Genomic DNA, 25700 nt, shown 5'->3' with positions numbered 1-25700 from the left:
GGCCTATGAATCTGTCAAATCCGGCCCTGAGCGAAAGCCAATTGAGCCCAACCGTAAAAGTATCGCAAGAAGATTTCGATGCGTCGCGTATCGCGCAATGTACCCTGTGCATTGAGATTGATGAAACGCGGTTTCGATTTTGTTTTGTCGAGGAAAAGCCGAGGCGTTACATATGGCTGGAAGATTATGCTTTCGATACGTTCTTAAACGAGGAGGGGTACCTTGAGAAACTCAAAGCCCTGGTGTCGGACCATCCCTACCTTCCTTCCGATCAGTGGAAAGATATCCGTGTGGCAGTTAATACGAATGCTTTTACTTTAATTCCGACTCCTCTGTTTAGAAAAGAATACACGGCCGATTACCTTCAGCTGGCTACGGGGGTACCTGTCTATTCTGACAGCCGGGTACTCTACCACCATCTGACTGCAGTGGATGCCTATACACTGTTTTCCATGCCGGGGACGTGGTCAGATTGGCTGCTGGGTCAGTACCCGCTGCAAACGATCGAGTTTTACCATTTTACCTGCCCGCTTATTATCGGAGCAATTGCGAGTCAGGCCGAATATGACTTCAAGCGCCTGGTAACAATTCATTTCGAAGCAAGCCACTTCATTCTGATTTATACCGACGGCCGTGCCCTTAAATTCTGTAATCGTTTTACGTATCAGAATCCGATGGAAATGAGCTATCTGGTGCTGTTCAGCCTGAATCAATTGCAGATACTCCCCGATGAGGTGAAGGTACTGCTCTATGGGGAGGTGACCCCTTATTCAGAACTTTATACTGAGTTGGCCCGGTTTATCCCGAAATTACATTTTGGACAAAATCCCCGGTTGATGCAGTACATCGACGAGTTTGAAGATATACCCGAGCATCGCTACTTTGGACTTCTAAATACCCTGATGGTATAATCCTTACCCAACCGACCCTTCCAGATGAAGCGAATAGCCTTGTTTCCGGGTTCATTTGACCCCTTTACCAAAGGCCACCAGGATATTGTTCTGCGTGGTCTAAACCTGTTCGACGAAGTGGTGATCGGCATCGGAAACAATGCCAATAAGCAGCGGTATTTCCCCCTCAACCGAATGAAGTACCTTATCGAAGATTGTTTTCAGTATGAGAAGAACGTGAAGGTGATCACGTATGATGACCTCACCGCGCGGATCGCCCGCGAGTTGGGAGCTCGATTTTTGTTAAGAGGGCTGCGCAACACCACGGACTTCGAATATGAAAACGGTATTTCCCAAGTCAACCGCTACGTATATGAAGAAATTGAAACCGTGTTCCTGATCACATCGCCGCATTTCGCTCCCATCAGCTCCAGCATTATTCGTGACCTGCACCGCTATGGCCAGAATGTTGATGAATTTCTTCCTTATTCATTGACGGAAGCTTAGGACGGTTCGGAAGCCAATTTCTGGTGCCGGGCAAGTTTGGCTTTTTCAGGGTCGTATTTGACAAAAATGTTAAGCCAGATGATGCGGGCAGTTCGGAAAAGTATGGGTAAAAGTACAATGATCGCCAGGATCAGACCAGCGAGTACGTATTCAATGTCAAGCCCAAAAATAATTACGAACCCGACGAAGGCGGTTACCACCAAAGCTACTGATAAGGCATAGCTGATGTACATGGCCCCGATGTAGAAGCCGGGTTCACGCTGGAAGGACTCTCCACAGTAACTGCAAACGGGATTGATCTTATCAAATTGCTTCAGATCGTACGGATTGGCAGTTTTAAAAAACGGGCCTTCCTGGCATCGTGGACAGGTGTTGGTCGCTATGCTGTACAATTTTGTTCCTTTAAACATGGGAGGGGTGTCAATATAAAAAAGAATTAATTAACGAATTTTTCCAGCACACTGCTTAGCTGCTTGGCGTCCACATAGCCCGACTGCCGCCACTTGATCTGGCCGGCCTGAAAAAGTATAAGGGTAGGTACCCCCTGAATTTTGTATTGCGCTGCCGCCTTGGGGTTTTTGTCGACATCCACTTTTAGAATTCGGGCCTTGCCTTCCATGGTGCGGGCCACATTCTCCAATACAGGCTTCATCTTTTTACACGGACCACACCATTCGGCGAAAAAGTCGACTAGTACGGGTTGCTCTGATTTTATGATTTCTTTGAAGTTTGCCATGGTAATTTGTTTTTTTTCTTTAACTGAATAACAAAGTTATGCCAGCAAAGATGCCCGGAATTCTACGGATTAAGTGTGACATTTGTCACATCGAGCGGGCTTGGGTTTGCATTCGGTGCAGACGATCGGCCACGTACCTTATCGAGCTGAACGAATTGATAAGTACCTGTTGCACCTGCGGATAAGCCATCCATTCCAATTTCTCGATATCCTCCTCGGTTTGTGGGGCCATGTTGCTGTCATTCACACATTCGAGTACATACCATTTTGTCCGTTTCAGAATTCGACTGTTTTGGAAAGTATAGGTATGCCAGGTGGTACATATTTTGGCTTTGATGCGGGCTTTGACGCCGGTTTCTTCCTCAATTTCGCGCACCGCCGCTTTCCTCGAGCGTTCATCCCGATCCAGTTTTCCTTTGGGGAAATCCCAGGCTTTTCGTCGGTACATGACAAGCCATTGGTTGTTTTTCAGCACTACGCCCCCCGCCGCTTTGATGACTTTGTACATGCTTTTTATTTTGGCGGTAATCTCTTTGGGAGTAGTACTGACCAATGTCAGGGAAAGCAGGTCCTCGGGATGATTATCCAGCAATTCGATGATCTGCGCGGCCAGGGAGGGCGTAACATTAAGCAGCACGACATGGCCCGAAAACCGGATCTCTCTAAGCCTGGATAGCCTTAAATCGAGAACAGAATCATATTGGTCGGTTTCGGCCGAATCGAAATCACTCAGTCGGATGATCTTGACCGGACGATCATTTAAAAATAGAATCATGGGCAGCAGGATGGTGTATTTGCCAAAATTAAGTAAAGACTTTATCTAAGTGGGCAGGTATTATTGATAAATTTGTGCCACCAATCAACAAGAACCTACTTGGAACTCCTCATAATTCTGTTATTAGTGCTGCTCAACGGCGTTTTCTCCATGTCAGAAATAGCACTGGTTTCATCCCGTAAGTCGCGTTTGGAGGCCTTTGCCCGTAACGGCGACAAACAAGCCAAGGCAGCCCTCGAGCTGGCTAACTCCCCCAATCGTTTTTTATCTACTGTCCAAATCGGTATTACCCTCATTGGCATATTAACCGGGGTATACAGTGGCGACAAGATCACCAGCGATTTGGAGGCAATGCTGGGAACACTCCCGTTCATCAGTCCGTACAAGCACAGTCTGGCGGTAGGCCTTGTAGTACTTCTCATCACATTCCTGTCTCTGGTTCTGGGAGAATTAGTACCCAAGCGGATCGGTCTATCCAATCCCGAAGGCATTGCGAAGTTTGTGGCCAAGCCCATGAATGTGCTTTCGCGGATCACGTCGCCTTTTATAGCCTTGCTCAGCCTTGCCAGTGATTTGCTCATCAGGATACTGAACATCAAACCCAATGAAAGTTCCGTGACGGAAGAAGAGATCAAAAGTTTGATTCAGGAAGGTACCACGGGCGGAGTTTTTGAGGAAATCGAGCAGGAAATCGTTCATAATGTGTTCCAACTGGGCGACCGTCGTGTTACTTCCCTGATGACGAACCGGCAGGAAATCGTATGGCTGGACATCGAAGATTCGGTGGAGGAAAACAAAGCCAAGGTATTTGAAACCAAGCATGCGGTGTATCCCCTCTGTCGGGCCACGGTGGACAATGTGCTGGGACTGATCTATATCAAAGATCTGATTGGAGAGGATGTGGACGAGCGAATGGCATCACTTCAGGCTTTGAAACGAGAACCGGTCTATTTGCCAGAAAGCAACCGCGCCTACCAAGCACTGGAAAAATTTAAGGAACACCGGGTGTTTTTTGGTATCATCGTGGATGAATACGGTGGTCTGATGGGCGTGGTGACGATGCATGATATCATGGATGCGCTGGTAGGGGATATCTCGGAAGAAGATGAGCACGAAACCGAAATTATCAAACGCGATGACGGGACCTACCTGATTGATGCGCAGCTACCCTTTGACGATTTTATACATTATTTCGATGTAAATGTTCATGAATCGGAACGGAAGGAATTGGTAGGTTTCAATACTCTTGGGGGCTTTGCCCTCCATATTTTAGAGGATATTCCCGAAACGGGCGAAATCTTTAGGTGGAAACATTTTGATTTCGAGATCATTGACATGGACAAAAGCCGGATTGATAAAATCCTGGTAAAAAAGCATGAAACAACCGAACCCAAAGACTGATGCACTACTCTTCACCTGAAACCACTGCCCGACGCGTTGCTACTCTTTTGCTGGAAGCAAAAGCCATCAAATTGAGTCCTCAGAAACCATTTCAGTGGAGTTCGGGCTGGCTTTCGCCCATTTATTGTGACAATCGGATTGCCCTTTCCTACCCGACAGCCCGTACTTTCATCAAGAATGAGTTGGCACAACTCGTGCGCGAGCATTTTGCTTCGGCCGAAGCCATAGCCGGGGTAGCCACTGCGGGCATCGCTCAGGGAGCGCTCGTCGCGGACCTCCTGGAACTGCCTTTTGCATATGTACGCCCCGAACCCAAGAAGCATGGTATGGGAAACCAAATAGAAGGAAGGCTGGAAAGTGGACAGAAAGTGGTGTTGGTAGAAGATCTGATTTCTACCGGGGGGAGCTCGCTGAAAGTAGCGGAAGCTTTGCGAAGTGCAAATATTGACGTGGTAGGGATGGTGGCCATTTTTTCGTATGGTTTTGAGGTAGCGGATACGAATTTTGCTGAAAAGCAGGTCGAACTTGCCACATTGAGCAATTACTCTTATCTGATCGAGGAAGCACTCGGTCAGGGACAAATTGGCCCCCACGAAGTAGCTACCTTAACTGACTGGCGAAAATCTCCGGAAACCTGGGGTCGGTAAAAGCTTCCGGGAAGGCTATTGCCGATCCCTGATTTTGTGGCTACCTTGGGCATCCAATTCCTGACCCCGCCTCTGGTATGATCGATGTATCCCATCCTTTTTTTGACAATAACCTTAGCTGGCTTTCCTACAATTACCGATTGCTGCAGGAGGCTACGGATGAAACGGTCCCGGTTAAAGAGCGGCTCTGTTTTCTAGCCCGGTATACGCATCAGATCGATGAATTTTTCCGGGTACGGATACCGATGCTTACCGCCATGCGGGAAGTGAGCGGGGATATTTTGGAAAAACTGAATCTTTACCCCGAGCCGCTCGTAGAACATATACTCGAAACTGTCGAGAATCAGCTTACCAATTTTGATGATCTGCTGGCCAGTCAGCTCATTCCTGCATTGCGCGAGGCGGGGGTTCATCTCTACTTCAAAGAACCAATCAAGCCTGAACACCGGGAATTTGTCAGAAAGTACTTTCTTGATAAAGTATTCCGGCACATTCAGCCCGTGTTCCTGGATGGGCGCCGCAACTCCAAGCTGACATTTTTTCAGCCAAACCAGCTCTACTTTATCCTGCGGCTGATTCGGCGGGGCGAATCCGGTGAGATCGCCTATGCCTATGTCAATATTCCGGTGCAGCAGGTAGGCCGTTTTGTGGAACTACCCGAGCTATACGGTATAAAGTATGTGACATTTCTGGATAAAATCGTACGATTTAACCTCGCGGTACTTTTTCCGGGATTTGAGGTGATGGACTGCTTTGGAATTTCATCTGAGCAACAAACCGAGTTGGCGCTCGATGATGAATACCCTTTGTCACTAGTGCAACGCATTGGCCGACAGCTGGAGAAAAAGAATTTCATACAGTCCCATCAGTATTTCTGCGAGATGGGTATGCCGCTCGAAATGCGCGAATATCTTTCGGTACGGCTGGGAATACTGATGTCGGAGTTTCACGAGCGGGGTAGGTACCTGCGTTACCAGGATTTTGAGTCATTCCCGACGGTGCAAAAAAAAATGGAATACCCGCCACATCGGCCGATCGGGCATGTGGAGTTGATCGAAGGGGATTCCATTTTTGAGGCCCTCAACCGGGGCGACCAGCTTTTACACCTGCCTTACCATTCCATCGACCCCGTAGTCCGGTTTTTCAATGAAGCCGCTGTCGATCCTTTTGTGCGGGAAATTTACGTGTCACTTTATAAAATCAGTGCGAATTCGTTCCTGGTCAATTCGCTGATCAGTGCTGCCCGAAACGGCAAACGCGTGACGACTTTTGTCGAACTGAACGCTAAGCTCGATATACAGGAGAATTTACAATGGGCACGAAAAATGAAAGAAGCAGGCGTGCGCATCATTTTTAGTTTGCCTGGGCTGAAAGTTCATGCCAAAATAGCGCTGATCAAAAGAAAAGGTAAGAAGGGATGGGATAGATATGCCTACTTGGGAACGGGAGGTTTTCACCGTTTGACCTCTCGTGAGATTGTGGATCACGCGCTTTTAACCAGTCAGCGCGAACTCACGAATGATCTGGAACTCCTGTTTGGGTACCTGATCACGCGAGAAGAACCCAAAAAATACAAGTACCTTCCATTCAATTATTTAATGGCTTCTCAGTTCAATATGAATAAAAAACTCATTGAATTGATCGATCGTGAGATCAGCCATTGTAAGGCAGGTATGAAAGGGCTGATTCTGATAAAAATCAATCAATTGCAGGACCAATCCCTGATTACCAAACTGTATCAGGCAGGACGGGTAGGGGTGGAGGTGAAAATAATTGTGGGCGACAGCTGCTGCCTGATACCTGATTTGCCCACGATCAGTGATAATATTACGGTGATTCGGCTGGTAGATCGATATATCGAAAATTCCCGTATTTTTTATTTTCAAAACCGTGGGAAGTCTGAAGTGTTTTTGTCGTCGGGCGATTGGACTTACCGCAATTTTCATCGGCGTATCGATGTTTGCTATCCAATTCTGGACGATTATTTAAGATCACAACTTATTCAGGTACTTAAAAATTACCTGGCTGACAACCAGAAAGCCGTCCGGTTGGATACCTACCAGAATAATATCAAGATTCCGGAGAATGGCCCCAAAATGCGCGCTCAGGAAGCAAACTACCGCTTGACCGAGCGAATTGAACACCGTACCCCCACCTTATTTGCCATTTCAGAAACTCCCAAACCTGAATTAAAAACAAATGAAGAATGATTTCCAGTACGCGGGCACAAATGTGTACAAATGCCTGGGCTAGTTAAAGGTTAGCATGGCGGCTCCAAAAACACCAGCTGAGTCGCCAAGCTTAGGGCGAAGAATCGGGGTGTGAAAACCGGTATTAAATACATACCGGCTTGCTCTCGCAGGACCCTGTTGGTATAGTAAATCGATATTACCCACTCCGCCACCAATTACGATGGCATCAGGGTCCAGTACATTCACAAGCGTGGTGATAGCCTGACCGAATTTGTCAAGCATCCGTTCTACCGTTGCCACGGCATGCGGATCGGTTCCCTGATGATAGCGCTCCAAAATGACAGGGAGCGTACGGAATACACCACTCTGATCCTGATAGTACTGTTGCAAAGCTGGCCCGGAAAGTACCTGTTCGACGCATCCTGACTTGCCACAATAGCAAGGATAGCCATTTTCTTCCAATATGTTATGTCCCCATTCACCCCCGATGCCCTGAAGACCATTGAGCACAAACGCCTGTCCATCGTTGCCCCGGATCACGACTCCACCCCCGACCCCCGTGCCCATGATGACCCCGAATACAAGGCGATAATCGGGTACCACATCTTGTACAATTCCCATTTGGGCTTCGGCCAGGGCAAAGCAGTTCGCATCGTTTGCCAAGACTACAGGTACCCCTAGCGCTTTCTCCAGATCGGTTGGCAGAGGTTTGCCATTCAGACAGGTGGTATTGCAGTTTTTCATCAACCCCGTTTGCGGATCAACCGTACCGGGGGTACCTATCCCCACCGCAATGGGTACATAACCGGTATGATCGCGCATGTGAGCGACCAATTCTGTGATTCGACTGAGGATATGGTCGTAGCCCCGGGCTGACTCTGTGTCGATCCGGTGACGGTATATGACCGATTCGGGGGAAGGTTTCGAAAGAATAACGCCTTCGATTTTGGTGCCTCCTAAATCAATTCCCCAGTAGGTGCGCATGGTCCAGTAAGTTAATTTAAAGTAAAAGAGGGTTGAAATTCACTGACTATAAAGGTAAAATATTCGCGTACCCTTGTGTCCACAAACATACCTAATAAATCGTAAACCGTGCAAATCCATGGAATGGTAAAGGAAGAATGGAAATAGATTAGTTAAGTCCGGAAATAAGAGATTCCTTAGGTTACAAAGATTCTGGAATGTAGGATTTGTGCTGTGGGTGAATATTTGTCTCATTCCTGGGTACCTAATGAAAGATTGGGCTGTACTTTCAATCCATCAATTTGCTGACCCGACTGATCAGCTTTTATCCTGCATCATCTTGGACTTCCAAAATATAGGCTGGGAACTAAAATTGGATAGAATTTAACCCGATTCTTAACAAAAAAGGTACCTGTAGGCTCCTAGGGTGAGATACCTTGCCCGTAGGGCAGGTCTTCAAAATTTCAAATATTTATTTGAAATTTTGAAGACCTTGAAAACTAAGTAGATAGATAATTTGATAGGGATTTTTATGCCGTCAGGAACTAAAATAATAGGCCTCATACCTCCTTTTTGTTTTTCTAACACTGTTTGGAAAGCATGTAAAATTACTTACATTTGGTAGGAGGAATGCACTTTATTCATAAAACCAACAACTGAGTCCGTATGGGAATAGTAGAAAGACGAGAACGACTCAAAAAACAAGTTCGCCAGGATATTATCAAAACAGCCCGCGAAATTGCCAAAGAAGAAGGATGGCAGGCGGTATCCATTCGGAAAATCGCCGATGTCATTGAATATAGCCCTCCCATTTTGTATGAATACTTTGATAGTAAAGACAAGTTACTGGAAGTAATCAGATCCGGGGGATTCGCCACATTGAAAGATGAATTTGATCGTATAAAGAATCTGTACCGTAATCCGGAAAAGCAATTAGTTGAAGTTGCCCAAAGTACCTGGAACTTTTCAGTAGAACAACCCGAAGTCTTCCAATTAATGTTCAACCTTGAAGGGGCTTATTGCCAATCGAAACAGGTTTACGGACAGGAAATGAGTATTCGGGGAAATGCGGTATGGGAGATGATAGCTGCACTGCGCCCTAAAGCGGCGGACATGGTTTCGAAAACCTACTACGAATGGTGGTGTCTGACCTATGGATTTATATCCATTACCATGATTACCCAGCCTCGTCTTGAGGTGGCGAAAGCCGAACCTATTTATATGGAAGGGGTAAGGCGCTTTATCCGAAGTGTGATGTGACCAGGACCAACTGCTTATATGCTGGTCAGGTACCCTTTTCTCGAAATTAGGCCATTTGTTGTTTGATCTCGACCTTGCTCTGGTGATAAACCTGCGAGTAGGCAGGTACACTATGCGTGACCCAGGCATTGCCCCCAATCACTGAACCTTCGCCAATTCGGGTATTCCCCCCTAAAATGGTGGCATTGGCATAAATCACCACTCGGTCCTCAATAGTGGGATGCCGCTTGACCGAAGCCAATGACTTGGCAACATGCGATGCCCCGAGCGTTACACCCTGATAGATCATAACGTGGTCTCCAATGTGAGCAGTTTCACCAATCACAACACCCGTACCATGATCGATGAAAAAAGAATGACCAATGACGGCATTCGGGTGAATATCGATCCCGGTAGCCCCGTGCGCATATTCTGTGATCATTCGGGGAAGCAGAGGTACCTTACATTGAGCCAGCAAATGAGCGATTCGGTAAGCACAAATGGCCATGAAGCCCGGGTAAACGGCAATAACTTCTTCGATACCAACCGCAGCCGGATCGTTCTCTGCGATGGCTTTTGCATCGGAAAGGAATAATTCGAATATTCCGGGAAGTTGTGTAAAAAAATCCTCAGTCACTTGTTTTCTTGTAGAAGGAAGCTTATCTTCCAAAGGGATGAGGAGGTTGTCGAGCTGAACTTGTATTTCATCAAAGCGGGCAGATTGATTTTCCATTTTACCAAAATCTGGACAATCCTGACTGAGTGGGAAAAGAAAGTCCAGTAGGTTATGTAAGAAACGCCCTGTTTCATGCCTACACGGCAAACGGAAGCGATATGTATTATTTTGTTCCGAAATTCTCTGAAGGAAAGTAGTCTTTTGCTCGTGATTCATACAACAAGTCGTGTTCAGAATGATATGTCAAATGTAGGGCCTATTTTGCACTAACACTTTTTTTATATAAAAGATTGTGCGCATTAAAGAAGTTAGTGGCCAAGAGCTGGAATAGTTATTGCACTAATTTAAGTATTGACGGGATAATTCATTTGGCTCTCGCTTTGGCCTTAATCCGGCTTCCCTTCAAAACTTATCTGACTTTATACTTTTGATTAACAATGCCTAAATCCATACTATACATAATTTGCAGCATGTTTTTATTGACATCCTGCTTTTCAAAATACCGCACCACAGCACGGGAGGTACGCAAACATTATGCCCATCTTCCCAAGCCCACACTACAATGCATTAAGAACGATACCCTGTGTATTCAAGTTGCAAGTACTGGTTCCGACACCTTGCCGATGCTCCTGCTTATCCATGGGGCTCCAGGCGCCTGGTGGGGGTACATGAATATGTTGGATGATACCGTCCTGCAAAAAAAATTCCATATCGTATCCGTAGACCGCTTGGGGTATGGTAATTCATGGCTCAAACGCAGAAGGCCAATTAGCTCTATCGAAACCCAAGCCAGGTGCTTACTCAGTGTGTTTGAACTGAACCATTCTTCGGAGCCAGCCATAGTACTGGGCCGTTCGTATGGGGCCCCAATCGCCGCTGCCATGGCAGCTATGCAGCCCGAGGCTGTAAAACAACTGATCATGATTTCGCCAGTCATTGACCCGGAGAAGGAGAAATTCTATTGGTTCTCTAAATACGGCCGAAATCGGTTGATTCAGCTTTTCCTACCCAGAGAGTTCAATACGGCCACGGCCGAAAAATATAAGCATTCAGAGGAATTACGTAAAATGTTACCCATTTGGGAGAAGCTTACGATGCCCGTAGTCGTGATCCAGGGAGGGAACGATTGGATTGGCGATCCGGTCAATATAGAATTTGCAAAAAGTAAAATACCCAGTCTTCGATCTCAGTACATTACTATACCCAAAGCGGGCCATATGTTGACATTTTCGCACCTCGATATGATCAGACAGATTATTCTGACCACCAATAAGCACCGGCAGAAAAACATTTCCATTGACTTAGCTGCGGGTGGGGTTGCCCGATAGATGGGTACCCAACAAACAGAAGTGCCGGCAAAGAATGCCGGCACTTCTGTTTGTTGGGTATTTGCCTGCCAAGGTTAACCTTTCATTTGGGCTTCTACCACGGCAATGGCCACCATATTCACAATTTCCCTTACCGAACTTCCCAATTGAAGTACGTGTACAGGTTTTTTCAGGCCAAGCAGAATTGGCCCAATCGTTTCGAGTTGAGCAGCTTCCTTTAACAGGTTATAGGCAATATTGCTGGCGGAAAGATTGGGGAAAATAAGTGTATTGGCGCCTCCATCGATCAAATCACTGAACGGGTGGTTCTTTTTGAGTAGCTCAGTATCAAAAGCCAGGTGCGCCTGTAGCTCTCCATCCACAATCATGTCAGGATGTTTTTTCTTCAGTATCGATACAGCAGTACTCATCTTATCGGCATCTTTCCCCTGGGCACTACCAAAATTAGAATAAGTGACCATAGCAATGCGAGGTTTAATATTAAATCGCTCAATTGCCTGTGCAGTCAGCTCCGTAATTTCCACTAGTTCTTCTACGGTAGGGTCTAAATTTACGGTAGTGTCTGAAAAAAAGAGTGGTCCTCGGGGAGTGAGCAGTATATACATCCCCGCTACACGATCCACTCCCTCCTCTTTACCAATTACGTGTAATGCAGGACGAATGGTATCGGGGTAGTTGCGGGTAAGGCCTGAAATGAAAGCGTCGGCTTCTCCGTTTTCCACCATCATGGCCCCATAATAGTTGCGATAATAAATTGTGCGTCGGGCCTCAGTAGGAGTCATGCCCTTTCTCTGGCGTTTCTTATAGAGCATTTCGGCATATTGATCCACCGTGGCTTCATTTTCAACTGCCCGGGGATCAACCACCCGCACATCTCCCAGATCTAGCTTATGTTCCTCAATCAGACCATGTATGGTTTTCAAATCACCCAAAAGGATCGGAATGGCAATTCCTTCATCTCTGACCTGCTGAGCGGCTTTAAGTACCTGAATATTTTCAGCATCGGCAAATACCACCCGTTTGCGGTCGGTTTTGGCCTTGTTGAGGATCACGCGTGACAGGCGTTCATACCTACCTAGGCGGCTTGCCAACTGCTGCTCATAAGCTTCCCAGTCGGTAATAGGGTAGCGGGCTACCCCTGTATCCATGGCGGCCTTAGCAACGGCCGGCGCAACTGACGTAAGAAGACGAGGATCAACCGGTTTTGGAATAATGTAGGTACGGCTGAAGGTCAGGTTTGCTTCGTTATATGCCAGATTGACAATGTCAGGAACTGACTTCTTTGCCAGGTCAGCCAGGGCATGCACCGCCGCCAGCTTCATGGCTTCGTTTATTTCCGTTGCCCGTACATCAAGGGCGCCTCGAAAAATATAGGGAAAGCCCAGTACATTATTGACTTGATTGGGGTAATCCGAGCGTCCGGTCGCCATAATAATATCCTGACGGGCATCAACCGCATCGGGGTACGAAATTTCGGGGTCTGGATTAGCCATGGCAAATACGATAGGGTCGTTTGCCATCGAACGTACCATGTCTTTAGAAACAACGTTGGCTACTGAAAGACCTAGAAACACATCAGCGCCTACCATGGCGCTTTCGAGAGAATCGTACTTGCGGATAGAAGCGAATTGCTGTTTCATTTCATCCAGATCGTCGCGGCTGGTATTGATATGCCCGGTGCGATCGAACATGGCGATATTGGAAAGAGAGGCCCCTAAAGAAACGTACAGTTTGGTACAGGAAATGGCGGAAGCACCCGCACCGGAAACCACTATTTTTACTTCTTCGATTTTCTTTCCAACCAATTCCAGGGCGTTAAGCAGCGCAGCACCACTGATGATGGCGGTACCATGCTGATCATCGTGCATGACCGGAATATTCAATTCTTTTTTAAGCCGGGTTTCGATTTCAAAACATTCCGGAGATTTAATGTCTTCCAGGTTTACACCGCCAAAAGTTGGCTCCATAATCCGGACGGTATTTACAAACTCATCGACGTCTTTGGTATTCAGCTCGATATCAAAAACGTCGATATCGGCATAAATTTTAAAGAGAAGTCCTTTCCCTTCCATTACGGGTTTAGAGGCTTCAGGGCCAATGTCACCCAAACCAAGTACCGCCGTACCATTACTGATCACCGCCACTAGATTTCCTTTGGCGGTATAGGCATACACATTTTCGACGTTTGCCGCAATTTCCAGACAAGGATCGGCCACTCCCGGCGAGTAGGCCAGCGAAAGGTCACGCTGCGTATTGGTTTCTTTGGTGGGAATTACCTGAATTTTGCCGGGGCGTCCTTTGGCATGGTAATGGAGCGAGTCTTCTTTTCTGATTTTTTGGTTCATAGAGCATAGGAGATGGTACTTCCCCACGAAGGTACGAACAAACTAAACAGTAAATAAAAACCGGGCAGGATCGAAAAGAGGTATGTGAAAGCTGTTACCTCATATATTAGAGGTCTTCAAGGAATTTCTTAGTCCAAGATTGGGAGTCATGTGACAATGCGGCCTCCTTGCGAAGGCCTTTACGCTTTTTTACAAAATTCGCCCTCTTTTTCAGAAAATATGCAGCAATCAAATAAAGTACGAACATGCATACATAAATTGTCAGAGAAGTGGTGTTGGATACACCGCCGTGGAAAGCGAAAAAAAGCGAGGTGTTTATGATCGTAACCGACCAGAGAATCAAAGAAACACCCAAATGACTGAAGCCATTATCGAGCAGGATGTGGTGTACATGGTTCCGATCGGCTACAAAAGGAGATTTTCCATTGAGTATCCGCACGATGAACACTCGCAGGGTATCGAAAATCGGGACAATGAGTACAATCATTACAATGATTGGGGCATTGAAAAAAGCATTGGGATCATTTCGGAAACTTACGTTCAAACGCAGAAACTCAATCGTGAAAAAAGACAGCAGGAACCCGGCAATCAGCGAACCTGTATCACCCATGAATATCTTGCTGGTTTTAGAAAAATTGAACCGCAGAAAGCCCAATAATGCACCTGAGAGTGAGAAAGCAAGGCAGGCAAATGTAAAATGTTGGTTCAGCAGAAACCAAAACCCAAACCACATGCACGCTATGAGACTTATTCCACCGGCAAGTCCATCGATACCATCAATGAGGTTGATGGCGTTGATTAAAGAAATAAAGATGAAAAGCGTCAGTGGGATGCTCCAGATATCTGAAATATAATACCACCCGAAAATCCCGTAGAGATAATCCACCTTGAAGTCTCCCATGACCACGAGAGTGAGGGTAGCTATAATTTGGATAATCAGCTTCTTGGCCGAATCGAGGGCCAGAATATCGTCTTTTAGTCCCAGGAAGAATAGGATGGTCAGACCTACCATGGAAAGACTGGTGAGGTTTGAATCAGTAGCTTCCTGGGAGTGCGGCCAGAGAAAAAAGGCAATAAGCGTGGCGGCAAACAAGGCTATCCCCCCCAAAGTGGGAGTGTCGGTATCGTGCGAACTTCTGAAACCCGGTTTTGCGGTCAGGTTCAGAAGATTGGACAAGTTGATAATAATGGGAATAGAGATGATGGATAAAAAACAAGCCACCAGTAATGAAAGCGCACACTGATACACTTCCCGATCGGCAAGTCCTTTAAAGTACCCGCCCGCAACTATTTCGTTCAGTACAGTTTGTTCCATAACACTAGTGGAAGATGGTCACTAATCTGAATTACGAATAATTCAATCAACTCACTCATAAAGGGTTCTGTACTCAAATATGAAATTTTTATTTGGAAGAACCTTCACTCATTACGTTAACGGATCGTAAAACTTAGTAAATGGTTGGAATTGTGTGGTTATTTGGGAGGCAAGTTAAGGAAAAAATTGTAAAATTTTGCGAATAGGCTTTAACAGTACCGTAATTACATAGGGTTTTAGTCCATTAACTTTCCAGGCTTTCTGGTCATTCCTATTGGCAATCAGCCTGTTTTTGAAGGTTGAATTGCTGGCTCCTCCTACCCGCATTCGCACAAGTGTTTTTTGGATATAACTCAGTTTTACTTCATTTTTATGAATCATGCGAAGCATCAATTCATAGTCCGCCGCAGAACCCATGTCAAGGCGAAAATCTCCATATTTCTGGTAGCAATTCCTTTTTAAAAAAAATGTTGGATGGGGTGGCATCCAACCCCACAAAAAATCGCCCGGGGCGTAAGCACCTGCTTTCCAGGTTCGCGTGACTTTTTCAGGGTCATTGGCCGCTACATACAAAAGATCACCATACACGGCATCTGCGTGGTTTTCGACAATTCTGCGAGCTACCTCGGCCAGTACATCGGACGAAGCATAGACGTCATCGGCGTTCAATAATCCAACCACTTCTCCTGTAGCAATTTTAATGCCTTTATTCATCGCATCATAAATGCCCTTATCAGGTTCTGATAATACGGTATGAATTCTTTCTCCATAATTCTTGATAATTTCAAGTGTGGAATCCTTCGAATTTCCGTCGATTATAATATACTCCACGTCCGGATGGGTCTGGGCCAACACCGATTCTATTGTATCACGAATGGTCCTTTCTCCGTTATAAACAACCGTAATTATACTAATTTTCACAGTCGAATTCCCGGTTTCTGATCCATTGGGCAGGATTCCCCCCATAAATTGTATACGCATCAAGATTTTTTGAAGCCACTGAATTGACCGCAAGTACGGCATGAGATTGGCAAATTACACCCGGGCCAACAATAGCCCTAGCACCAATCCAAACTCCGGCTTCCAAAATAATGGGAGAGACACTCAGGTCAAAGCGGGTACTTTTGTAGTTATGATTGCCGGTAAGGAGTAGTGCTCCCTGCGATAGACAACAGTTAGGGCCGATGTTAACCTGAGCAAGATTATCAATCCACACGTTTTCTCCGATCCAGGTGTTTTCGCCAATGCTTAAAAACCAGGGGTACTTAATATTGACCTTAGGTTTAATCATAACATTCTTACCTATTTTTGCCCCAAAAGCCCGTAATAGCATTCGCTTAAATCCCACGGGTAGAGGTAGGTAGGTATGAATGAAAAGACGGCCCAATAAGAACCAGGCATACCGCCTGACCAACCCACCAGGCTTATACCAGGAATTGTCATACGCTGACAGGTCGGTTTGGGGACCCGAGGTTTTTTCCATACGTTTTCAGGAAATGATCCATAATGTCTTTTTTGTCAGTACCCACTGTTTGGTACAATTCGTACAGTTTCGCATCCACCAGGAAACGGTACCAAAAGCCCTGTAAGGTGTGCCATATCAAACCTTTGGTACCGTCAAGAAATCCCAGTTTTATAAAATAGCGATAAATGAAATATATAAAGGGTCTGGTGAAAAGGGGCAGGCTGGCATATCTGATCTTTAAATAGCGGGTACGCTGCTCCTGGGTACCCCAGAACGAGGGCGTAACGGTTTCTTTATCATCGAAGTTGTAGGTAATATTCAGCAAGTCAATGACTTCCCGAATTGCGTAATTATTATGCTTTTGGGTCCACCAGGTCAGATTATTTAGATTATGATCCACTATATCGTAGGTTAGCCGACTGATAGTACCTCCTTTTACCTTAATGTGTTCGTCCATCCAAAGTTCCTCGCAGAAGCCCTGTCCGTGCCGCCAAAGCCGTAATAACCAGATGGGGTAGTATCCGCCATTCTTGATCCACTTATTTAAAAAAAATACCCGGCGTTTGAGGTACAGCCCCGCTATCCCGGTAGCCATACCCGGCAGAACTTCGTTTATTTCAGTGGCCAGCTCAGGGGTAATATATTCGTCAGCATCCAGGCGCATAACCCAGGCCGTGGAGAAGGGATTATGCGAAATTCCATAATTGAGCTGAAAGGCATAGGACACCCAGGGGTTTTGCACTACTTCGGCTCCCAATCCACGGGCCAGCGCTACGGTATTGTCGGTAGAATAGGAGTCTATGATAAATATCTTATCTGTAACCATTTTGACACTGCGCAGGCATCGCTCGATGTGCAGGGCTTCATTGTGGGTAAGTATGATAACAGATAAGTCAGTCATGTTACAAAGGCAGCGTAGGTCCGCAAAAGTAAGCAAAATGGTCACAGGCTTTACGTCCTTAGGTTTTTAGTACCGAACCGTAAGCCTCAAGCATTTGCCGGGCAACTTCGTGAATTTCGAAATTTTCCTTCAACATGCGAAAGGCGTTTTGTTTAGTGCGCTTACGCAAGATTTCATCCTGCAACATCGAAACCAGCCCGGCAAGCACATCTTTCGTGTTCAACCCAGCCAGATATGCGGCCGCGTACCTTTCAATATAATCACCAAAACCAACCCGGCTAGAGACCAACGTAGGTACCCCCGCGGCCATCGCCTCAAGCACCGCGATTGAAAATCCTTCCGAGTAGGAAGGAAGTACGAAAAGATCCGCATCAGCCAGGGCGGATTTTTTTACTTCATCCGTGAGCAGACCTACCAAAAGAATACGGGACTTCAATTCGTGTGCCTCAATGAAAGCCTCTGTTTCTTCCTGGTAGCCATCGTCTGGCCCCGCCAACACAAGTACGGCGTCAGGATATTGTGAGTAGTATTCTGCAAAAGCAGGCAGGAGCAGGTCAAGCCCTTTTTTGATATTCAGGCGCCCCATAAAAAGCACCATGTTGATTTCTTCCGTAATACCGTGCTCCTTACGAAAAAAACCTTTCTTCGGGAGGTGAGCAAATTCTTCCATCCGCATGCCATTGGGAATTATGACCAGATTTTTAGGCTCAAATCCCAGGTATCGGGCAACGTCCTCCTGCTCATCCAGATTATTCACCTGCACCAAGTCGGCCTTGGCTAATACTTTTTTCTGGTACAGGAAGCTGACAATTTGCTTTTTCCATTGGTGGTGCCGGATGGCCCATCGGTCCAGTAAGCCGTGGATGGTGATCACCTTGGGTACCTGGTTGGCAATCATAAAAGGAGCAAGGCTTCCAAAATGCCAGATGCCGTGAATATGGATAATGTCATACTCCTGAATATGCTTTTTCAGGTAGGAGTACAGATCAAGCGAAAACTCACGGTATATATAACTGATGGGGGTAGTGCGGCGGCAGGGAATCAGAATGGCACCCGGGGTACCTCATACATTTTTTCTCCGGGCGTCATCGGGCTCAGGATAGTAACGCTATGCCCACGCTTGAGGGCTTCGGTCGTATGATCGTAGATAATCCGGGCCGGGCCGCCGATCGCCCAGGTGTACGCACATATATTCAGGATTCGCATTGTGTCATCAACTTATTGAACCAAAACCCGGTATTGCTGCACCATTTCACGGGCTACATTTCCGGGAGAGAAGGGTGCGATTATTTTTTTAGAAGAGGTACCATGCCGCTCGATCGCTCCGGGATTGTCCCGATAATATTGCAAAGCCCTGACCAAACCTACCTTATCCGTGGGATCAAAGACAAATCCATTTTGATTGGGACTAACCAAATCCTCCGCGCACCCGCACTTCTCGGAAACGATTACGGGCATACCACAAACCAGTGCTTCGTTTACCACGAGCCCCCAGGGTTCGGAAAGACTGGGCAATACCAATACGCTGGCTTGGGCCAGGTAATCAGGTACCTCAGCCCAGGGTATCCCCCCTGTGAACTGTACCTGGGATAGTCCGTTTCGAACGGCGTATTCGCGAAACACTTCGAGTAGGGGACCGTCACCAACCACAATCAGTCCCCAATTCGGACTTTTGTCCGACTGGATGCAATCCTGGTAGGCCTCCAAAAGCATTTTTACATTTTTTTCGGGCGCCAGGCGGCCTACGTAGATAAAATTTCGATTCCCTGACTCGGTTTTTTTTGAACGTTGGTTTGCATTTTCAAAGCGCGCCTGAACCCGATCATTGTCCACTACCGCGCCACGGCGCACTGCTATTTTGCTCTCAGGTACCCCAAGCGCCCGCAAATAAGATACGGTTGACTGCCCAAAACAAAAGAATGCGTCGGTACATTTAAAAATCATTTTCTTTAAGAATTCCTTGGCTGTAGAGCGTGTCCGGTCGGCCATGGAAGATTCGCTGGAGATCACGACTTTGAGCCCCCTTGTTTTTGCATAAAACAAGAGCAGTACCTGTGCCCAATCGTAATACCCGGTAATATTCAGCACATCGGGTCGAAACGAATGGAACACCCGGAAAAGTCCCTGGATCCGTTCCGAAAGGGTAACGGTATCCAGGCTTCTTTCGAAAAGTACCCGATAGGGATAGGCAAAATCAGGTTCTGACCCCTGAGCCACCATGCTTGCCCGGGTAGACTCATAAAGGGCGATTTGGGCCACCAGGAATTCGCTATCCGGGTACTTCGAACGAAGCTCACGGTGGATTTCCTCAAAAAGGATCGATTTGTAATGTGCCCACAATTGGTTATGAATCACCAAAATCCTCATTAGGGCTGTCGTGAGGTTAGATATTCGAGGAAAATGGGATACAGCTTATTGGTCAGGAATAGCTGGCCTTCCGAATTGTAATGGATCGTATCGTGCTTACGATAGTAGGCAGTCGAAATTCCCAAATCCAATTCCTTAATCAGCCTGATACTATCGCGTTGCGCAAACTGAATGATTTGCCTACCCTCGCCATCGTAGTTTCCAAACTCTACCTCCGAAATTTCGGGATGCAGGAGAATGAAAAAAGGAATCCCTGCCTGCTTGGCCATCGTAGCCAACTCTCCGAAGCCCGGATTGAAGCCTACTCCGTTCTTATGGATGGTGGTTGGTCCCTGGGCGGGCGCGGCGCGGGGAGCAAACGATGCATGGCTTTCAAGGTGTTCTCTAAGAAAGATAGGGTAGATGTACTTGACCCAAAGTTCTTGCAGCGCCCAGTCGTACTGCTTATCGGGAAGGTTGAGGTCTTTACCTACTACGTCGGCATGGGTCATGATATCGTGGACATCGTGGCTACTGGCCACAAGACAGATCAGATCAGCGTTAAAGAGGCCGAACTTTTTCAGGTAAGCCGCCACATTGTCGGGGCCCCAGGAACCTGCCGCAATATTCAAAACCCGTACCCGGCGGTTTAGGGTTCGGAACAGGCGTTTTTCCAGCAACGTAGAGGCCAGACTGTCATTGTCGGTAAGGCTGCCGCCCAAGACTACGGAGTCGCCTACCAGCAAAATAACGGTCGTATCCGTAGGTAGGATGGGATCGTTGCGCATCGAGAATTCGTTGGTCTGGATTCGGTTCCCAAAGCGATACACCTCCTGGTTGGGGGCGTAGATATACTCGAAGTCCGGATCAGAAATATAGAGGGGAGCGTTAAGAAAACCGTATTTGTAGCGCAGAAAGACTTCCGCTGCCCCGAGTATCAAAACAAGGAAAATAAAAATCTTCAAAAAGGTTTTCAGCATGAATCTTTCCTAAATTTGTAGGTCAAAGGTCTGCAAATTTAAAATTACTTTCCATTAAGACTTCACTTTTCCCAAAATGACTGTTTTGAAAAGTGCCAAATCGTCGCCCAACAGCGCCTTTTTGGTACTCACACTGATTTGGGTTTATACCTTTTACGTCAGTATTTTAACTCCCCCCTTTTTTGGCTACTTCACTGTCGATGAAAATTTTATTGCCGATTCGGGCATTTTCCTGTGGTACGGAAATACACCCCGCTGCCTCGACTGGCCTGCTACTCCCAGCCTGTTAACTTTCTTTTTGATGTTTGGACTGGCGGTAGCTGGAAGCATCGTGACGAACCGCGGTCAAATCCACGGATTATTGGATGTCTTCGAACAGTTTGATTTGCAAGCGTACCAATATTTTACAAACCGTGAAAGCTTCCTGGTGGTCGGCCGTACCGTACAACTGCTGGAAGTAGGCATCGTACTCGTGATACTGATACGATTTCTTTACCGACAGAACCACACTTTACTAACCGAGTTAAGTAGGCCTGCCCTGACTTTTATTATCATAACTTCCTACGTTGTTTGGTTCAATGCACCCGTACTTCGGCCAGAGGCCCTGTCGGGCAGCCTGTTTTTTTATATTTTGGCCAGGTTGCTTTTTACCGATCGACTGAGCAACCAGCAGATTTATTGGCTTGCGGTGCTCTTCGGGATAGTGCTGGCCGAGCGGCTTCTTTTTGTATTTGTGGTACCCATGTTGCTTGGAGGGGTATTCTATCGGTCCGAGAGAAACCACTGGAGGATGATCTTTCGATTTATTCTGCTCACACTGGCGGTCTTCGTCGTATGTTGCCCATTCATACTTACAGACCCGCTCGTGGTTCTTAAATCGTTTATTGGGGGAATCATGGCCAAGATGAACGACAAACCCATGGCCACACTGTTCAATTATGAGTTTATTGGTCTGTACCTTCAAAATCCGGTTAATTATCTGGTCCTTTTTCTGAGTGTTCTGGGGGATGGGTATTGCTTAGGCAGAGGTCAGGGTTTTATTATATCCTGATCGGCAACTGGATCTTTTTTCTTTTCCTGGTCTTGCGATCGGCTAAGATTTATGACACCCACGTTTTACCTGCCGGTATTATTACACTTTTTACAGTAGGCCTGGGCGTAGCATTTCTGGCCGAAAAGGCAGGTAACCGTCGTGACTGGGTGGTAGCGGGATTGTCCTTTGTGGTGATAATTTCCAATTTGTATGAGTACGTACAATTCCAGAGACGTAGCCATACGCCCTCCACGATCGAGTCCGCTTACTATTGGATCCAAACTCTTCCGGCAAATTCTCGCCTGTTGGTGCACCCTGCTTTGCAATTCTACCTTCCCAAGACGAAAGAGAATCTAGAAAAGGCTTTGGCTATTAATCAGGACCCGAAGCTTATGATTCGAAAGCTCAATTTTCTGTTGGGAAACAAGAGCGGTCCTACCACCGCGGATGGGGTACCGCTGGTGACCCGGTCGTTTGCATTCGAAGATGAGCGCCTCAACGAAATTCAATACCAGTTATTGATCAAATATAATGACCGAACGGCCACAAAGAAATTCAACTATGATGTGTATCTGGACGATGTAGTGCTTGCAAGCCACAGCGTAAAAACGGAGGATGCTTTAGCCGACTTCCGAGCCGGATTGTACGACTACCTGGTTACCGAAATTCGCCTGGATGATCGGCAACCCATCAAGACCTTTGCAAATAATCTGCACGAGCCCATTTATTGCTACAAATCCGAAAAATAAATCGAACTGAGGGGGTACCTTTAAGCCAGTTGGGCCATGGGTTCAGGCCTAACTTCTTTTTCAGCATCCAGGTATTTGATGCCCAGAAAGCGGATCATCACGGCATAAGGAAACCAGAAGGATACGTCATAAGGACGGCCATTTGAAATGAGCAGAACCAGAAAGTAAACGAAGAAGTAGGCAAGGAATAGGGTCAGCGGATTGGTAGGTTTGCGTAGTTCCCTGACAGTGCACATGAATAGGTGGTAGTTGAAGCCGAAGAAGAAAATAAAGCCAAAAATGCCGTGGTTAATGATTGACTCAAGAATGGGAACATCCATAAAAACGTTCTTATAGCCGGCCCCAATGATAAGCAGAGCCGGATTACCAAAGGAATTCATAAAGTATGTGATGCTTGTTACTCGTCCCATGGCTGAGGCATCCACAACAGCAGTACTGGAAACCTTTACGCCGGAAGCCGTGAAAATCACATCCATGAGCTTGGTTTGAAAACCGAACCAATAACCGTACAGTAGACTGTAAAGATCACTATATCGGCTTAGAAAAACATTAAGTCCCACGATCAGGAGCGCCAGAATAACAATATTCCTTACCCGGAAAATACTCCGACCGATTTTTGCTATATTGGAAAATCGGGCATTGAAAAATAGAAAAAAGCAGACCATTAGCCCGATGGCCAGCAGGCTCGATTTTACCTGAGCCAGGATTATTACGGCAAGACTAAAAATGATGGATACAATCAGGAAAAGCTTGATTAGTAGATGGTTATACCGCCAAGCTAAAACAGCACCGGTCAGCATACAGACCAGGCCATTCCGGGCGGCAATATGAGGATTTCCTCCTTCCTGAGCCCCGGCATTCTCAAACGTCACCGCCGCCCGCATCCCTATTTTCCAGTTCGGATCGGTAAGCAGGGAGTAAATCAGCGTGAGGTTGGAGAAAAAAGCAAACAGAAATAGGATAGGTACCAGCGTGTCTTTTACTTCATTGGGTACATGAATGAGTAAAAAGAGGAAAGCAAAAGTAAACGCGAAATTCCCGATTTCAACGAACCAGTCGAAGCCCGAGTTGTTGAAAACAAAGAAATGGTAAAGTGCAATTGCCAGGAAAAGCACCGCGTACTTAAGTAGCGTGAAATTAGGTTTGTAGAGGCGGGTAAAAAGATGCGTTGGGAACATGAGAATCAGCGCCAATCCGAAAAAATAGGCGGTAAATACATTAGAGGCAGGTCCGATGTGCAGGGTATCCCGGATAAAAAATACCAGAGGAAATCCATTAAACATCATAGCGATACCCGCCGAGTAACGCAGGAAGTGGAATAGCCTAATTAGGGATTTGGTACTCATGTCTTTCGTAAACTCTTTCTGTGGGCGATGTAATTCCAATCGTTTTGACCGAACAAATACGCCAATTTTCGTAGTCGGCAGTAAAGGTACTGCATTTTCTCAGGCAAAAAGGAAGTATTGTATTTTCCGAAGGCGATTTGTATTTGCTCGTGTTCCTGTCGACCTATCTGCGCGATGGTTGAAGATTTGGCTTCGTCATGAATCCGTAGGGCACCGGCCAATCCGTTTATTCGTTTAGCCCGCACGCCCGATTGGGTAGTAAAGCGGGTTATGAATTCATAATCAAAGGCAAATCGATACTCTGGGTCAAATGAGCCATACTGATCAAGCAGGCTTTTTTTGAAAAACAAAGACTGGTTATGAATCTGCATCCCTTCAATCAGTTGGCAAGTCAGGCTATAGGGTAAGGTCTTAAGTAGTTCCGTGACCCGGTCGTCGGGGGTTATCATAAATAGGTCTCCATATAACAAATCTACGTTCGCGCTCCGACGTGCCTCAATGCCAAAACGATCAAATGTACCGGGGAAATATACATCATCAGAATTCTGAAACCCGATCCAGTCGCCAGTGGCTTTAATAAAACCCTTATTCAGGGCATCTACCTGGCCTTTATCGGGTTCACTCACCCAATAGGCCAGGTATTTTTCATATTTCTTGATTACGTCCAGACTTTCATCCGTCGAACCGCCGTCGATGATGATATACTCCAGATTGGGGTACTGCTGGTTCAGTACACTAAGGATGGTCCGTTCAAGGTATTTTCCCTGATTAAAAGAAGGTGTTATTATCGATAGTTTCGGGTAGGTACTGTCCTGCTTAACCAAACCAGCAGGTTTCTGTAAGAAGGACTGTAGTTCGGAGGCGTACGTTTCCAGTGATTTCATGGGCAATAGCTCAATTATGGGTAAGATCGTACGTTTCAATTCGGTTTACCAGGGTTTCCAGCAGGCCAATCACTTGTTTCCTTTGCTTCCGAAAAGGTTTGATGATCGATGCCCGTCCGTACGGATTGCTTCCCGATTCGAATGAATGTACCTTTTGCGCAATGACCCTTTCTTGGTAGAGACGGCAGATTTCTTGCCAAGGCGCCTTCCTAGAAATCAGGTTTGCATGATCAGTCCAGATAGGATGGTAGACTTCGATCCCTGCAAAATCTATGGAGATCAGCGAATGCTGCTTTACCCAAAAGGTACCTTCCTTATCCTGCTCAAGGTTTTGATCAACTTGGGCATGAAGGCCAAAATGCCAACTAGGGCGACGCACCGCCTGCACGTTACTGTACAGCAGGGGTAGGTAATTCATCCATAACTGATCCATGCACATGCCCTCGCACAGGTTGAAATAGGCACGATCCATTGTACGTTCGCACCACCAATCCAGCAATTTATTTTCCTGACCATCTGGATGTAGAACCCAGCTTCCGGCATGGTACATTCCGATGTTCAAAATAGCCTTGTCATCCAGGTGGCTGCCGGGGACTATTGGATGCAGACGGTGTGGCGTGATTTGCAGGAAGTACTTTGAATTAAGAACCGATTCCAGCGAATCCAGCACCCAGATCGAGGGAGCCAGGTACATCAATCGGGTACAACGGGGATAAATCTCGAGTATTTTCCGGGCAAAAAAAGGTTTGCAGGCAGCGTTTAATTCAAAATCGTAGTACCGAAGACACATGGCTTTCGCATCAGGTACCTCTAGCTCATGGAATCGAATCACGCGCACCCATTCAGGTAAATTAACTAACGGAGCTTCATCCATCCAGCCGATTACAAATAAATAGTCGGGATTATGAAGAAGTAACGATTCGCCCAGAGTCAGGGCTTGGCGGAGTTGGTGTCGATTGCAAACGGTAAAGACAATTTTCAT

At 46.5% G+C, this 25700-nt stretch carries 26 protein-coding genes; 9 read left to right on the top strand and 17 right to left on the bottom strand.

Features of this window, described 5'->3' with window-relative positions; all coding sequences use genetic code 11:
* The first annotated feature begins 5 nt into the window (after positions 1–5).
* A complete protein-coding gene (locus tag GBK04_RS26635; protein WP_152765032.1) occupies positions 6–911 on the top strand; it encodes a DUF3822 family protein in 906 nt (301 codons plus the stop codon).
* A gap of 24 nt (positions 912–935) precedes the next feature.
* Positions 936–1397, top strand: a complete 462-nt coding sequence (gene coaD, locus GBK04_RS26630) for a pantetheine-phosphate adenylyltransferase (RefSeq protein WP_152765030.1) — start codon at positions 936–938, stop codon at positions 1395–1397.
* Here the strand turns inward: coaD and GBK04_RS26625 are convergent.
* The 3 genes from GBK04_RS26625 to GBK04_RS26615 form a co-directional block, all read right to left on the bottom strand.
* On the bottom strand, positions 1394–1807 hold the full coding sequence (locus GBK04_RS26625) for a DUF983 domain-containing protein (protein WP_152765028.1): 414 nt from the start codon (positions 1805–1807) through the stop codon (positions 1394–1396). The genes coaD and GBK04_RS26625 overlap by 4 nt on opposite strands.
* A 26-nt stretch (positions 1808–1833) precedes the next feature.
* A complete protein-coding gene (trxA, locus tag GBK04_RS26620; RefSeq protein ID WP_152765027.1) occupies positions 1834–2133 on the bottom strand; it encodes a thioredoxin in 300 nt (99 codons plus the stop codon).
* A gap of 85 nt (positions 2134–2218) precedes the next feature.
* Complete coding sequence (locus GBK04_RS26615; RefSeq protein ID WP_152765025.1) at positions 2219–2908, bottom strand: NUDIX hydrolase; 690 nt, start codon at positions 2906–2908, stop codon at positions 2219–2221.
* A gap of 99 nt (positions 2909–3007) precedes the next feature.
* Between GBK04_RS26615 and GBK04_RS26610 the strand changes: the two genes are divergently transcribed.
* From GBK04_RS26610 to ppk1, 3 genes are all read left to right on the top strand, one after another.
* Positions 3008–4309, top strand: a complete 1302-nt coding sequence (locus tag GBK04_RS26610) for a hemolysin family protein (protein WP_152765023.1) — start codon at positions 3008–3010, stop codon at positions 4307–4309.
* Positions 4309–4956 (top strand): orotate phosphoribosyltransferase, encoded by a 648-nt coding sequence (gene pyrE, locus GBK04_RS26605; protein ID WP_152765021.1) that lies wholly within the window; start codon positions 4309–4311, stop codon positions 4954–4956. The genes GBK04_RS26610 and pyrE overlap by 1 nt, the downstream gene beginning before the upstream one ends.
* Before the next feature lie 77 nt (positions 4957–5033).
* Positions 5034–7166, top strand: a complete 2133-nt coding sequence (gene ppk1 / locus GBK04_RS26600; protein ID WP_152765019.1) for a polyphosphate kinase 1 — start codon at positions 5034–5036, stop codon at positions 7164–7166.
* 39 nt (positions 7167–7205) lie between these two features.
* Here ppk1 and GBK04_RS26595 read toward each other — a convergent pair whose 3' ends face one another.
* Complete coding sequence (locus GBK04_RS26595) at positions 7206–8132, bottom strand: ROK family protein (protein WP_152765017.1); 927 nt, start codon at positions 8130–8132, stop codon at positions 7206–7208.
* A 645-nt stretch (positions 8133–8777) separates the two neighbouring features.
* Between GBK04_RS26595 and GBK04_RS26590 the strand changes: the two genes are divergently transcribed.
* Positions 8778–9371 carry a TetR/AcrR family transcriptional regulator gene (locus tag GBK04_RS26590; protein ID WP_152765015.1) on the top strand — a complete coding sequence of 198 codons (594 nt, stop codon included), beginning with the start codon at positions 8778–8780 and terminating at the stop codon, positions 9369–9371.
* Positions 9372–9417: 46 nt separating this feature from the next.
* Here the strand turns inward: GBK04_RS26590 and epsC are convergent, their stop codons facing one another.
* Positions 9418–10242: a serine O-acetyltransferase EpsC gene (epsC, locus tag GBK04_RS26585; protein WP_152765013.1), complete on the bottom strand. Its 825-nt coding sequence runs from the start codon at positions 10240–10242 to the stop codon at positions 9418–9420.
* Between the two features lie 407 nt (positions 10243–10649).
* Here epsC and GBK04_RS26580 point away from each other — a divergent pair, with 407 nt between their 5' ends.
* A complete protein-coding gene (locus GBK04_RS26580; protein WP_373331382.1) occupies positions 10650–11354 on the top strand; it encodes an alpha/beta fold hydrolase in 705 nt (234 codons plus the stop codon).
* 74 nt (positions 11355–11428) lie between these two features.
* On the opposite strand, the gene GBK04_RS26575 is transcribed toward GBK04_RS26580, so the two are convergent.
* From GBK04_RS26575 to GBK04_RS26540, 9 genes are all read right to left on the bottom strand, one after another.
* Positions 11429–13699 carry an NADP-dependent malic enzyme gene (locus tag GBK04_RS26575; RefSeq protein WP_152765010.1) on the bottom strand — a complete coding sequence of 757 codons (2271 nt, stop codon included), beginning with the start codon at positions 13697–13699 and terminating at the stop codon, positions 11429–11431.
* 106 nt (positions 13700–13805) lie between these two features.
* Positions 13806–15014, bottom strand: a complete 1209-nt coding sequence (locus tag GBK04_RS26570) for an MraY family glycosyltransferase (protein WP_152765008.1) — start codon at positions 15012–15014, stop codon at positions 13806–13808.
* Between the two features lie 174 nt (positions 15015–15188).
* The gene (locus GBK04_RS26565) at positions 15189–15935 is read right to left on the bottom strand and encodes a glycosyltransferase family 2 protein (protein ID WP_373331381.1); all 747 of its coding nucleotides are present in this window, start codon (positions 15933–15935) and stop codon (positions 15189–15191) included.
* A complete protein-coding gene (locus GBK04_RS26560) occupies positions 15925–16497 on the bottom strand; it encodes a WcaF family extracellular polysaccharide biosynthesis acetyltransferase (RefSeq protein WP_152765004.1) in 573 nt (190 codons plus the stop codon). Before GBK04_RS26560 ends, GBK04_RS26565 begins: the two co-directional genes overlap by 11 nt.
* Positions 16454–17380: a glycosyltransferase family 2 protein gene (locus tag GBK04_RS26555; protein ID WP_152765001.1), complete on the bottom strand. Its 927-nt coding sequence runs from the start codon at positions 17378–17380 to the stop codon at positions 16454–16456. The genes GBK04_RS26560 and GBK04_RS26555 overlap by 44 nt, the downstream gene beginning before the upstream one ends.
* A 58-nt stretch (positions 17381–17438) precedes the next feature.
* Positions 17439–18341: a glycosyltransferase gene (locus tag GBK04_RS26550; protein WP_373331489.1), complete on the bottom strand. Its 903-nt coding sequence runs from the start codon at positions 18339–18341 to the stop codon at positions 17439–17441.
* Positions 18342–18421: 80 nt separating this feature from the next.
* On the bottom strand, positions 18422–18586 hold the full coding sequence (locus tag GBK04_RS31205; RefSeq protein ID WP_373331380.1) for a hypothetical protein: 165 nt from the start codon (positions 18584–18586) through the stop codon (positions 18422–18424).
* Between the two features lie 12 nt (positions 18587–18598).
* Entirely contained in the window at positions 18599–19747 is a 1149-nt protein-coding gene (locus GBK04_RS26545; protein WP_152764999.1) for a glycosyltransferase family 4 protein, read from the bottom strand.
* The gene (locus GBK04_RS26540; RefSeq protein WP_152764998.1) at positions 19747–20706 is read right to left on the bottom strand and encodes a hypothetical protein; all 960 of its coding nucleotides are present in this window, start codon (positions 20704–20706) and stop codon (positions 19747–19749) included. Before GBK04_RS26540 ends, GBK04_RS26545 begins: the two co-directional genes overlap by 1 nt.
* 85 nt (positions 20707–20791) lie before the next feature.
* Here GBK04_RS26540 and GBK04_RS26535 point away from each other — a divergent pair, with 85 nt between their 5' ends.
* Positions 20792–21757, top strand: coding sequence for a hypothetical protein (locus GBK04_RS26535; protein WP_373331379.1), 966 nt, complete (start codon positions 20792–20794; stop codon positions 21755–21757).
* 32 nt (positions 21758–21789) lie between these two features.
* On the top strand, positions 21790–22488 hold the full coding sequence (locus GBK04_RS26530) for a hypothetical protein (protein ID WP_152764995.1): 699 nt from the start codon (positions 21790–21792) through the stop codon (positions 22486–22488).
* A gap of 20 nt (positions 22489–22508) precedes the next feature.
* Here GBK04_RS26530 and GBK04_RS26525 read toward each other — a convergent pair whose 3' ends face one another.
* Genes GBK04_RS26525 through GBK04_RS26515 form a run of 3 tightly spaced genes read right to left on the bottom strand, consistent with a single transcriptional unit; the run spans position 22509 to position 25700 of the window.
* Positions 22509–23834 carry a hypothetical protein gene (locus GBK04_RS26525; RefSeq protein WP_152764994.1) on the bottom strand — a complete coding sequence of 442 codons (1326 nt, stop codon included), beginning with the start codon at positions 23832–23834 and terminating at the stop codon, positions 22509–22511.
* On the bottom strand, positions 23831–24718 hold the full coding sequence (locus GBK04_RS26520) for a glycosyltransferase family 2 protein (RefSeq protein ID WP_152764993.1): 888 nt from the start codon (positions 24716–24718) through the stop codon (positions 23831–23833). Before GBK04_RS26520 ends, GBK04_RS26525 begins: the two co-directional genes overlap by 4 nt.
* Positions 24719–24728: 10 nt before the next feature.
* Positions 24729–25700, bottom strand: coding sequence for a hypothetical protein (locus tag GBK04_RS26515; protein WP_152764992.1), 972 nt, complete (start codon positions 25698–25700; stop codon positions 24729–24731).

Source organism: Salmonirosea aquatica, from assembly GCF_009296315.1.
In the GTDB taxonomy this organism is placed as follows: domain Bacteria; phylum Bacteroidota; class Bacteroidia; order Cytophagales; family Spirosomataceae; genus Salmonirosea; species Salmonirosea aquatica.
This window is presented reverse-complemented; position numbering and strand designations above follow the sequence as displayed.